Genomic DNA, 12271 nt, shown 5'->3' with positions numbered 1-12271 from the left:
CAGGTCCTTACTGTTCGTTCTCTTCCAATGTGTCGAAGTAGCTTTTGATGCCCTCTAAATACCCGGGAGGAACCTGTTCCTTGACGATCGCTTCGCTGACTCCCTGTTTCACTTTGCGAATGGAATCGCGGTATTCCTGTTTGGCGTCGCCGCGGTCGCTGAGTCCTTTGTCTTTGAGTGTGAGCAACACTTTCCCGGGACGGATTTCTGCTTTGGATTTTTCGTTGACGAATTTCGACTTCAGCTCATCATTCTCATCCACCTCGCCCCCTTCGCCAAATCCCTCGCCGCCGGTCCCTTGACCTTCTCCCTGGCCCATCTCGGCCAGCATTTGTTCGTAATACTCTTGATAGTCCTCCAGCGATTCGAGGTCTTCCATCCCTTCGCCGTCGAGTTCTCCTTCGCCGTTCAGTTTTTTCGCCGCTTGAATCGCCGCCAGCGCTTTTTCCAATTCCTGCAGGTCCTTGGCGGATTGCGCGACTTCCTTCAACTCCATTTTGACCAGTGCCATCGACTCGGTGAGTGCTTCCAAAGCCTTGGTGGATAAGCCGTCGCGTTTTGACGCCTCCAATTCCTTCAGCGCCCGTTTGACGGCGGCGGCCAGTGGTTTGGAGTCGAGCTTGTTCGATGCCAACTCTTCCAGGTCGCGGAGCCGTTGCTTAATTTTTTCACGCAACTCCGCCTTCTTCACCGGGTCGGTTGTCTTGGCCAGCTTTTGCAATTCCGATTTGATCGCGTCAATCTCTTTTTGCAAACTTTCGGTGGAGCCGTCTTGCAGTTCACGACTCCATTTCATCATTTTGGCTTTGCTCATGCCGCCGAATTGTTGATTCGAATTCGACGACTTGCTGAACAGTTCCTTAAGCTTTTCGTTATTGAGCTTTCGCCATTTCTCACCCAGCATTTTTTGCTGTTGGCCCAGCATTTTGGAGTTGCCTTTTCGGTCGCCCCGCTTGGTTTTTTTGAAATCATTTTTTAATTTCTCAACCGCTTTGGCGACCTCGTCGGACTCCTCGCTCATCCCGTCGCTTTTTTTCTTCAATTGCGCAGTCCGCAGTTTCGTGGCTTTACGCCCTTTTTCCAGATCTTGTTCTCGTTTTTCCTCCGCCTGCGCCATTTGCACGTCGCCGAACGGATCGAACTGTGGGAAAGCACGCGTCGCGACGAACAACACAACCAGCGCCAAGACCACATGCGCCAGACGCCGATGCCAATGAAAGGGAACGACCACGTCGGGTTTGATTTTCGTTGCCCGCTGTTCGGCGTCACGCGTGACGAGCGGCCCATAGTCGCCGGGAGACTGCGACAATAACGCCGCCGTTAAATAGAGATCCTTGGTGTCGGTTGTTTGATCGACCAGCCGTGCTAATTCCGGATCCGTCGGACGTCGCAGCGCTAGGCAGCCCCACAAGATGGCTCCGGCGGGAATCACCAACAGCGTGAGCGGGTCGAAACGATCGGGGATTTTGCCCGACAAACGGCTGAACAACAAGACAGCCGCGTAGAGACCGGCCAGCACGAGAAACGCCCGATAGAAACTGCGTCCAAACAACGCAGCCCGCCGTCGGTATCCCACCCGCTTGAGCATTTTTGCTGTTTCCGTCATGTCTTGATTCCTTCGAACAACTTACAAGCGCGAGATTGGTTCGCTGCTTCGCATTATGTCTGATACTTGCCGATTTGTCATGGCGACGTTTTTTCGATCGCTTTCGCTTCCTCAACGTCAATCAAACCATCGCTGTTGCTGTCGATTGACTGAAAGGCTGTCGGCGGCCCCAGGAATTCGCGGTTTGAAATATCACCGTCGCGGTTGCGGTCCATTTTTTGAAACCAAACTGGTGCGTCCCGGTTCGCATCGGGACGGCGCGCCTCCATGTTTTCTGGCTGCGCGGCCATCGCGCCCCCGGGAAATAACAACGATTGCCCGAGCGAAAATGTGAGCTTGTACTTACTGGGAATCTCCGCCAAAACCAAACGCCCGTCCTGGTTGATGTCCCATACTTCAAGGTGCGACATCGCTTCACGAAACTCGCGGGGGCTCAACCGGCGGTCAGTATTTACGTCCAACATGTCAAACAGGCTCTTTCCGTCTATGGCGACTGACAGGCTGATCTGGTTGCGGGCCAATGACATCCGTTGATCGACATAGCGGGTGACTTCTTTGACCATCAGCATCCCATCCCCATCACGGTCCACGGCGGCAAACTCCGCTCCGGTCAGTTCCAGTCCGCTGAACTCACCTTCGTCTAGATACCCGTTCTTGTCCCTGTCGGATTGCAAGAATCGCAGGCGGAACAATTTGGATTCATCACGCGCGGTCACGCCGCTACGTTCGGAATCAATCAAGATTTCCGTTCCCGGGATCATTAACGTTAGCCGTCCATTACGACCCGGCCGAAAGTCCACACCTGCCGATTCCGATATCGGCGAGACCGTGGTTCGTTTCCGGCGAGAATCGAGCTCGGCTAACAACTCGATTTGCGGCGTTGGATCCTGCACCAGTGCGGTGATTTCCGCCAATTTCAACCCCCCATCCCCGTCAGCATCCAGTTTCGCGAACGTTGCCGCGTCGACGCCCAATTCCTCGCGGCTCAACTGTCGCCGGTCGCCGTGGCTGGCGGATGGTCTTCCATAGACTTTCAATATCTTCAAAGCCACGTCACTCTGCCAGCGACTGTTGTCCAATGCGATCAACGTTGTTCCCACGCTGGCCGTGTCGGCGTTGACGGGAGGGAGCAACGCGGCGAATTCTAGTTTGCTGAGCGTTTCGTCGTCGTCGATATCGTATTTGGCAAGCTTGGTCCGCGTGTTGAGGATCTCTTCGGCTGTCACCACACCGTCGCTGCCCGCATCCAATTGGTTGAAAATTTCAGCATCCAGTTTCCGGCTGCCAGGAGGACGTTCGATCTGTAGCGGTTCTCCCACGTTTTGTCGGACAAACCGCCGCAACTCGTCCGGAGAGATATGGCTGTCACTGTCGCGGTCAAGCTCCGCAAATGTGATCGGCGTCGATTGAGATGCATCGCGAAAACGATTGCGGGGCGGAATTTCTTTCGCTTCTTTCTCGTTGAGTGCACCGTTTTCATCAGTGTCTAACGTGGCAAATAGCCGCTCGGCCAAGACGTCGGGTTGTTCTCGAAAGCTACGTCCATCGACTTGAATGTGCAGTCGAATGAACAACGGTCGCTCGGGCGCCATAAACAAAAAATCACGCACATCCGACAACTCCAGTTCGCCCGGTTCGCCGCCACACGCAGTATTGCTGCGCACAACGTTAGCGCAAAGTAACAACGCAACCGTCAATAGGACTGTTGCGGCGCGCTTCATGCCAACACCTCCTGAATCGGCTTCGCTTCGGGATCAACAATACGCACCGGGCGGCCGACGTTGGACATATTTTGTTTCTGGGGATCGATTCCCAATGCCGCACAAATTGTCGCGAGTAAGTCGGGAGTCGTGACCGGGTTCTCAGCCACCTGCATACCATCCTCGCCCGTCTTGCCGTGAACCTGTCCCCCTTTGATCCCACCGCCGGCCAACACGGTCGACCACGCGGCTGGGAAATGATCGCGGCCGGCATTGGCGTTGATCACCGGGGTACGACCGAACTCACCCATCCAGACAATCAATGTCGAATCCAACAGACCCCGCTGTTTCAAATCGGTCATCAAAGTGGCCCAGGCAGCATCCAGCACCTCGCTGAGGTCCTTAACGGTTTCGAAATTGTTTTGATGCGAATCCCAACCGAGTGCGGCGTTTCCCGCGGCACTGCTGAGCGACACTTCGACGAACGGCACGCCCCGTTCCACCAATCGCCGCGCCAGCAAGCAGCCTTGTCCGAAGCGGTTGCGACCGTATTGGTCGCGTGTTTCGTCCGACTCTTCGGTCAGGTCAAAGGCGGCAGCGCCGCCGGCTTGCATCATCCGCACTGCTTGATCGTAGGCTGCTTTATGGCTGTTGACGGCCACACCAGGACGTTGCGCGCGAAAGCCGTTTTCGATTTCCTCCAATAGCTGCAATCGAGCACCGGCTTGCGCCGTGTTCACCGCATCGGAGAGTTTCAGGTTTTCAACTTGTAGGGAGTTCTCGTCATCATCATTCTGGCCCGGCTGCGCGGAGCCGACGACCAGTGGGGCGAATTGCGGGCCCAGATATCCCGGCCCAAAAGCGGCGGGACTGAGAAAACGATACGGAGCCACACTGATAAAATTCGGCAAATCGGCCTCGGTTTGCGCGAGTTCCTTAGAGAACAACGATCCCAGCGTCGGGTGACGAAGCGGCCCTTGCGGCAAATAACCGGTCCGCATCAAATACGTCGCTCGCCCATGATCTCCCTCTTTGGTGCTCATGGAACGCACGATCGCGCACTCGTCCATCTGTTTCGCTAATTGCGGCAGGTGTTCGCTGATGCGAATACCCGGCACGGACGTTTCGATCTCGCTGAATTCACCGCCGTTTTTGTGCTCCGGCTTGAGGTCGAACGTATCCATCTGGCTCGGCCCGCCCGGCATCCACAACAGAATGCAGGAACGTTTTCGTTCGGCGGCCGCAGCGGTATCGGCTGCCAGTAGCGGCATCCACCGCGACATCGAAGCCCCCAGCAGTCCGCCGGCCGTCATGCTCATCCAATCGCGTCGTGTGGCTTTCAACATGGCCTGAAACTCCCAACCGCGATTAATGGTTTAAAATGAATTCGCTACTATTGAGCAACGCCCAAAATACGTCTCCCAATGCCGTTTTGGAATCATCCGTCGAGCCGCCCGAATCGACGTACGCGACCATTTTTTCAAGTTCCGGCCCTGAGGGATAACGGGACAGCGCCGCTAAAAACAACGTGCGAATCCGCTCCGGTGTGTCCAAAAATGGCGACTCAGCCACTGCCGTCAAGGTCGTGCTTTGGCCAAGGTCGGTAGCTGTTTCAACAAATTCGCCGTTCATCAAGGCCAACGCTTGCAGAATGGTCGTTTCCGCATCGACCGGTCCACCCGCTTCGTTGCCGAACAGTTGCCGAAATTTCGCCCGTTCAGAACTGTCGTTGATATTCAACGGATTGCGATCGGCGTTGGATTCAAAAAATCCGGTCGCCTCAGCCAAACTGTCAAACAGTTGTTCGGTGGTCAAACCTTGAATCGCCATTTTTGCATACAGCCGCGGATCGGACTGGCTATCGTCGGTTTGCCGACTCGTGAGTTGATACGCTCGGCTCGCCACAATGCTCCGCAGCAAGAATTTGATGTCAAAGTCATGCGCGGCAAACGCTTCGGCCAATTCGTCCAACAACTCGGGATGACTGGGCGGATTGTTCTCATCGAAATCATCGACCGGGTCGACCAACCCCGTACCGAACAAGTGGTACCACATTCGATTCACCGCGGCACGGGCGAAATAAGGATTCTCGCGGCTCGTTAGCCAATCGCCGAGGTCGCCGCGATAATCTGAAGTTCCCGGTTTGGAAACAGCCTTCTCCCCGCTCAAGTACGTGGCTTCGACGACCTGTTTTGTTTCCGGAATCATCGTTTTTCCACTGCCCGGCCCGCCAAAGAAGGCGGCGAACTGCCAGAAGTCCTTTTGCTGCCATTTTGCAAATGGATGATCGTGACATTGGGCACATTCTAATCGAACACCCAAAAACAGCCGCGAGACACCAGCGGCGATGACTTCCGGCTTGTTTTGTTTGGACTGAAAGTACGCGGAGGGACTGGACTCGACCGGCATTCCGGGGTTGAAATTCGGGCGCGGCGCATTCTCGGCGGCAGTCAGCAACTCACGGACCATCACATCGTACCGCACGTCGTTGGTGAGTTGTTTGCGCAACCAAGCCTCGAAGGCGGGAATGCCGCCACCGAATTGAGGATCCGCTTCCGCATCGGGAATCATCAAAGACCGCCAGACGCTGGTGAAGTTGACGATGTACGCAGGGCTTTCCAATAATTCGTCGACCAATTCGCGACGTTTATTGGCGGACGGATTGTCCAGAAAGGCACGCACTTCCGACACGCGAGGGATTTTGCCCGTCAAATGCAAATAGACGCGGCGCAAAAACTCCGCATCATCCGTCTCGGGAGCGGGAACGACGTTTTCCGCCTCCCACCGCGCTGAGATCCGCTGTTCAATGGTTGCCGCTAAATCAGCCACATCATCGGCGCGGAGTTGCCCTGCTCCGGTTGTTACACCGGTCAGCACAAGCACCAAGACCATCAAGCGCTTCATTGTTCGCCCCCTCGATAGCGAACTGTTTTAATTGGGAGAACTCCACGGGGCGTCAAACACAGATGCACGCTCTTTTGCGAATGCCAACATGCATGCCGCCGCGTTTAAGATGCCCGCAGCAGCCATATTTGTGCAAAAATCTCAGCAGGAATACCAAAAACCGGTGAGACAACACACTATTCGCACGAAACCGCAAATTATTATCCTCCCGCAGCGGCGACATTACAAGCGGAGTCAACAAAACTGCGGCGGAATAGGCACGAGGCTACAGGCGTGAGGCGACAGGAAAATGCGCCGCCTCCCTAAGTTTTCTGGCCACCGGCCACTGACCACCGGCCACTCTTTTATCACTCCTCCTCGGAGTGCGCCGGATAAGCCGCCTGAAACCATTCCTCGTCGGCTTCGGAAATCCCGGGAGCGAGCACCGGTTCGGCCGTTTTGGTCTTTTCGCTCGATGGAGCGGATTCGACGGTATCGGGGTCGATGTCGCTGCCTTGCGTCCGTACAAGGGCAATTCGTTGTTCGACGGCAGGCAACGGCGTGTTGAGCGGGGCAATCCAATCAAACGGGCCTAACGTAAAGGATTCTTCGGAGAGTTGGCTTTCTTCGGGAATGCAAATTGATAGCGCGCGCCCATTCAATGAGGCCATCAACTCAGCTTCGACGACCGGACGGGTATTTCCCGGGCTGATTTTCGCGACCGTGTCAGCCACGACCACACAATATTGCCGTAACAATTCGGGATGGTGCATGATCTGAGCATGTTCGAAATCGGAGAGTTGCAAACGGGCGATATCGAACGAGGCGTCGTCGAGACGGCCCACATCTTCGGGACTAAGGCCGGCCGATTCAATGCGGACCTGCACTAGATCCCGCATGACTTCATCATCGTTTGCTAGCACAATATCCTGCAACATGCCGCCGGCCAAGCCACGACTTTCCAGTTCCGCTTGTGAAAACATGATGTCCAGCGGGACGGGGAATTCGCTGCGGGGATTGATCGTCCACATCAATTGCCGGTCCGGCAGGATGAGCGTCATCGACAAATCCCCTTGCTTGTCGTAGGTCTCGCCCCACCACGCAAAGAGTCGTCCCTCGTCGGTCCAGCGGGAGTCGCCGGGATAGGCGAAGTGCCGCAGCGGTAAAATAATTTGCAGCAACAACCATGCGACGACGCAATATTTTGTCGCTTCGCCCATCATAGTTTCACTGCGTGTTTTCGGTTGCGGGGTCTGAGAACCACTGCGGCGTGCGGTGGTAGTCTTTTTGAAAACGGGGCTATCGTCGAACCAGGAAAACGCCGCGTCGACGGTCCCCCCGATTCGCCGCGTAACCTTCCATCCCGACTGCAAAAACGGCCACTGCGTTATCGTTGGAGCTAGTCGCGCTACGATCCGGCGAGGCCAATCCGGCGAGCAAAAAACAAAGCTCAACGCCCACATCATGACCGGAGCGACACCGATGTTCAGCCACATCCAGTCCGCAAAATGCAGCACTGTCATCAAGACCAGTCCCACGCCGCGGCTGCGTCGCCACAACAGTAGGAAACCGAGGCTCAGTTGCAGAAGCATCACGCCCCAGGCAATGCCAACGGCCGCCTGCGCGCCGACGGGTGCATCGGCCAGCGCGAATCGCTCGACCAGCGGCGCACCCGACAGCCAATCGCCGTTGAGTTTTGAAAGACCGGAGAAGAAATAGACAAACAACAACTGCATCTGCACCAACCACGGTTGCCATCCCAGAACCGTGGTACGGGTTTCGCGTCCCAGTTGGCGGTCGGCTGACATCCAACGATTGACCGGCAGCCATGCGACGAGAATCGACATCAACGCCAGCAGATAATAACCGTCGTCGTAATACAGCGGATCAAGCAGAAACCAATACAGCGTCGCCGCACACAACAGCACGCTACAAAGTCGCGTCCGCCAACCGACGAAGACAGCGGCGGCGGTCAGAGCAATGATCACCATGTGCGCGTAGGGAAGATTCCCCGGCAACGGTTTGACGAACGTCGCCAGAGGGTATTGAAAATGTAACCCCAGCGACATAAACAATTCGGGAACGCGGCCGGTGACAAGCACACCGACGGCCAGCACAAACAGCGCCGCAGCAGTCACCATCCGCACAACGGCCAGCGATGCACCGTCGACTTCACGGCTTAATTTATCAGAGAAATTTGCCCACATGGGTCGTGACTTTGGTTGCAAGTTCGAGGGGGGGAACGTCGACGCATGGGAAGATGCCTCATGCGCAGGGCTTGATGCCATCCTGCGAAATCGCCGCGGCCGCAATCCATTTTTTATACCGACAAGCGTACATTCGCCGTACGTTCAGCATAGCAGACAACTGGGAGGCGTGTCGTCACGGATTCACTGAATCGGATGGATGAGCGTTCAACCCGCGAAATCGTCACAATCGGACCGCAGTTGAATCTGCCGCACAGGCTCCACGGTGCGATGGTAACCGGGGAAATGGGCGATTGCGCATCGCCCAGGTTCCATGCACCGCGGGGGACTTAGCCCGTACTCGGCCAACCCATTCAAAAATGGGCCAAGAAAAATTCTCCAATGAGGTCCGCGCAATCGTCTGTGCGGACTCTGAAGCGAGGCTAACGGCGTGGGGCGCGGAGCGGCAGTGAGTTGCTGCGGCGCGTGGTGCGGCGAACAGCGTTGCTGTCTCGGACCGGGGATTGGCCGGAAACGGTGGTCGCGCCGGCTTGGTCCTGCCGTTTCAATTCAGCTGCGTACACCTTGGCTGTGAGTTTCAGCAGTTGAGTGCGACGCAGGTCGGGGATGCCGCCCATTTTTCCGGAGAGTTTTTCGACCCAGCCGGGGCGAGTGGTCATCGCCATCGACATCATTTTTAGAAACGTGCTGATTTCACTGAATGTGCGATCGGCGATCCGGCCACTGATGGGGGACAAGATTTTGGCAATGTTGTCGACCGTTTGCGACGGAAACGAAACGTACAAATCGGCCGAATGCGTAATGTAAATCTTATCGTTGGCTTCCTTCGAGTAACCGGTCCGCAATAGGATCACCGACTGTGCCCGGATTGGCTTGGGGATCAGTGGACTCTTAAATTCGCCTTCACAAAACACTAAGTTGAGGTTGGGGCTTTGAAACACGACGTCCATCGTGCCGATTGTCCCATCTTCAGCGTCTCCCTCGAATTCAAAACGCCCCGTTTGCCACAATCGCATTTTGGAGATTTTCATCGCTCGCCAAATGCTGGCCGTCACATCGGGGTGATAGACCATGAACTCGTAGGCATCCGGGTCGCTTTCGAAGACAATTGTGGGCATGCGACGAAACATGGAAGACGAATTCACCACTTCCGCCACCCGGTTGCGGTCGGCGGGGGTCAACTTGTTCAGCGGCAATGCCTGAATGGCTGCCCGTTTGGCCTCGTCCGAAGAGGTACCCGTTGCCCAGGCGCGAGCATTGTTATTGGCCCGGGCTTGTTGGAATTGAATTTGCAAGATGTCGCCATCTTGAAAGTCCTCGGAGAGAACTTCCGAGGGTTCCATCAATGGTGGCTCCGCTTGCAGACTGCTAGTCAGCAACCCTGTCAATAGAAGTGCCAACGGACCGGCCCACCGGCCCCGACGGAGCTTTCTCGCGATCAATTTCATGTTGTCTGCGCCTCCCCCGTTCCCCACGTTTTACGGTTCGCCGAACGCCCCATAGGCAGCGCTCCATCACGAAGCTCGGCTGAAACCCGTTACTTTCCTTTCCATCGGCACAAACGGACAATCGAGACGAATCCAAATTGGTGTGAATTTGATCCGTGAGGGAGGATTAACAACCAGGAATTGCAGCAAAAAGGACAATCTGCGAAACTCTGAATGAATCGTCCCTGCCATAAATTTTCTGAGAATTCACATGTTTCAGCGTGATATCCGCCACACGATTGCGTCAATTTTTAGTATGAACTCCTGCCGCGCTACCCTTCTCGCCCTGATCTGCCTCGCTTCACCGCTATCGTCCGTCGCCGCAGAACCAGGGACAAATCCGGCAACTACGGAGCAAACTTGGAGGCCGAATTTGAAACTCAAAACGATGGGAGGCGTCCAGTTCTGGTCGGATGTCCACTTCTTCCATGGCTGGCACGTGCAACAACACAGTTCGACCGGACACTGTCGATTGCTCGATCCTGAGGACGTGCGTCATGCATGGGGAACGCGCGAGGAATGCTTTGCCGCACTGGAAATGATTAAAAACAAACAGGAAATCCTGCCCAAGCCGGGCCGGACGGCCATTTTGGTTCACGGCATCGTCCGTTCTGCCCGCTCGATGAATGCCATCCGCAAACGATTGGAGGCAGACGGCTTTCGAGTGATTGGTTTTAACTATGCCAGCACACGGATCGACATTAGCAGCGCCGCTGACTATCTGCATCAGGTGATTGAATCGTTGGATGGCGTCAAGGAAATCAACTTTGTTGTTCACAGTATGGGGGGATTGGTCGTTCGCTCGTATTTGTCGAAACATCGAGATAAACGCATCAACCGCCTCGTGATGTTAGGTGTGCCGAACCTGGGAGCAAAACTGGCTAAGGACCTGAAGCACAATTGGCTGTACAAAACGGTATGGGGACCAGCGGGGCAGCAATTGGCCAAGGATCCCGACGGTTTTATTGCCGGACTTCCGACACCCGATTTTGAGTTTGCCGTGATCGCAGGAAGTCGCGGCACGCTGGATGGTTACAATCCGCTACTTCCCGGCGATGATGACGGCACCGTGGCCGTGGAGAATACCAGACTCCCCGGCGCCACCGATTTCATCACAGTGCACCGTTTGCATTCGTTCTTGATGTACGACCCGGAGGTGATTGATTACACGCTCCGATTTTTGAAAGAAGGCCGACTGCGCGCTGAAGGGGAGCGGCACCCCATTCCCCAAAAACAAGCTGCAGCCGATGCGGCCAAATCATCGTGATGATATCCCGACCGCTGCACGGCGCGGCGATCTGGCTGTCGGCATGGCAGGAACGACACATAGAGGAATCAACTTGAGCATCCTGGACGAAATTGTGGACTATAAGCGCGGCGAAATTGCAGCTGCGCAGCAGCGCACGCCGTGGGACACCTTGCAAACCCAACTGGCCGACGCACCACCGATCCGTGATTTCCATGCGGCACTGAACACAGCTGCACCAATGCACGTCATCGCCGAAGTCAAAAAGGCTTCCCCCTCGGCTGGTTTGATCCGCGAGGATTTCGATGCGGTCGCCATTGCCCAGGTTTATGAGCAGCACGGCGCCGCCTGCATCAGCGTGCTGACGGACGAGCATTTTTTCCAAGGACACCTGGATTATTTGCGCGCGGTCAGACAGGCGGTCGGCATTCCGGTGCTCCGTAAGGACTTTATTTTAGATCGCTATCAGGTGCTGGAAGCCCGCGTTGCTGGAGCGGATTGCATCTTGTTGATCGCCGAATGCCTCGATCCTGACACGCTGGCTGACCTGTATCACTATGCGAATTCCCTGGGGATGAGTTGCCTGGTGGAACTATACGAACCGGAAAACCTGGAGTGTGTCCTTTCCGTCAAACCCAAAATCGTGGGAGTCAACAATCGCGACCTGCGCACCTTTCAGACGGATCTCGGGCATTCGCTGACACTGCACCAACAGGTAGACGCTGAGACTATTTTCGTGAGCGAAAGCGGAATCCGCTGTCGTGACGATGTGGTCCGGTTAGAGCAAGCGGGGGTAGACGCGATTCTTGTGGGAGAAACCCTAATGCGTTCTGCGGATATTGGTGCGGCTCTCGGGAGTTTGTTGGGGAAAAACGCACAGGCATAGTATGGAGTCCCTGTATTGGCCTGCCAGTCGATGGAGTCGACCGCCGAGAGGTGGCAAGAACGGAATTTGTTGGTCCAACGGTTCATTTGCGGGAACTAACCGCTCAGTCATGACGTCCTATGGGCACGGCGGATTAGATGGTCCGCATGGAAAAAAGAAAATTTGTTGTGGAATGATTGTTTGAATTACATCAAGACTACGACGAATCATGTAGACAAAGTTCTGTGGACGTGTTGTAATTGCTGTTACTGAAAGT

8 protein-coding genes are annotated in these 12271 nt (G+C 55.4%); 2 read left to right on the top strand and 6 right to left on the bottom strand.

Annotated features, from left to right (window positions below; all coding sequences use genetic code 11):
- Positions 1 to 7: 7 nt before the first annotated feature.
- The 6 genes from Mal52_RS20455 to Mal52_RS20430 form a co-directional block, all read right to left on the bottom strand.
- On the bottom strand, positions 8 to 1606 hold the full coding sequence (locus tag Mal52_RS20455; RefSeq protein ID WP_145378374.1) for a UbiA prenyltransferase family protein: 1599 nt from the start codon (positions 1604 to 1606) through the stop codon (positions 8 to 10).
- Positions 1607 to 1683: 77 nt separating this feature from the next.
- A complete protein-coding gene (locus Mal52_RS20450) occupies positions 1684 to 3327 on the bottom strand; it encodes a CREC-EF hand family protein (RefSeq protein ID WP_145378373.1) in 1644 nt (547 codons plus the stop codon).
- Entirely contained in the window at positions 3324 to 4652 is a 1329-nt protein-coding gene (locus Mal52_RS20445) for a DUF1501 domain-containing protein (protein ID WP_145378372.1), read from the bottom strand. The genes Mal52_RS20450 and Mal52_RS20445 overlap by 4 nt, the downstream gene beginning before the upstream one ends.
- Positions 4653 to 4674: 22 nt before the next feature.
- The gene (locus Mal52_RS20440) at positions 4675 to 6210 is read right to left on the bottom strand and encodes a DUF1549 and DUF1553 domain-containing protein (protein ID WP_145378371.1); all 1536 of its coding nucleotides are present in this window, start codon (positions 6208 to 6210) and stop codon (positions 4675 to 4677) included.
- 347 nt (positions 6211 to 6557) lie between these two features.
- Positions 6558 to 8396, bottom strand: coding sequence for an HTTM domain-containing protein (locus tag Mal52_RS20435; RefSeq protein WP_197534359.1), 1839 nt, complete (start codon positions 8394 to 8396; stop codon positions 6558 to 6560).
- A gap of 422 nt (positions 8397 to 8818) precedes the next feature.
- Positions 8819 to 9844: a hypothetical protein gene (locus Mal52_RS20430; RefSeq protein ID WP_145378369.1), complete on the bottom strand. Its 1026-nt coding sequence runs from the start codon at positions 9842 to 9844 to the stop codon at positions 8819 to 8821.
- Between the two features lie 412 nt (positions 9845 to 10256).
- Between Mal52_RS20430 and Mal52_RS20425 the strand changes: the two genes are divergently transcribed.
- Together Mal52_RS20425 and trpC are read left to right on the top strand one after the other, a co-directional pair.
- Positions 10257 to 11150, top strand: a complete 894-nt coding sequence (locus tag Mal52_RS20425) for an alpha/beta hydrolase (RefSeq protein WP_197534358.1) — start codon at positions 10257 to 10259, stop codon at positions 11148 to 11150.
- Positions 11131 to 12015, top strand: a complete 885-nt coding sequence (gene trpC, locus Mal52_RS20420) for an indole-3-glycerol phosphate synthase TrpC (protein WP_231962402.1) — start codon at positions 11131 to 11133, stop codon at positions 12013 to 12015. Before Mal52_RS20425 ends, trpC begins: the two co-directional genes overlap by 20 nt.
- Positions 12016 to 12271 lie beyond the last annotated feature (256 nt).

The sequence above is a fragment of the Symmachiella dynata genome (assembly GCF_007747995.1).
In the GTDB taxonomy this organism is placed as follows: Bacteria; Planctomycetota; Planctomycetia; order Planctomycetales; family Planctomycetaceae; genus Symmachiella; species Symmachiella dynata.
The sequence above is the reverse complement of the archived record's forward strand: the minus strand, read 5'-3'. Positions and strand labels throughout refer to the sequence as shown.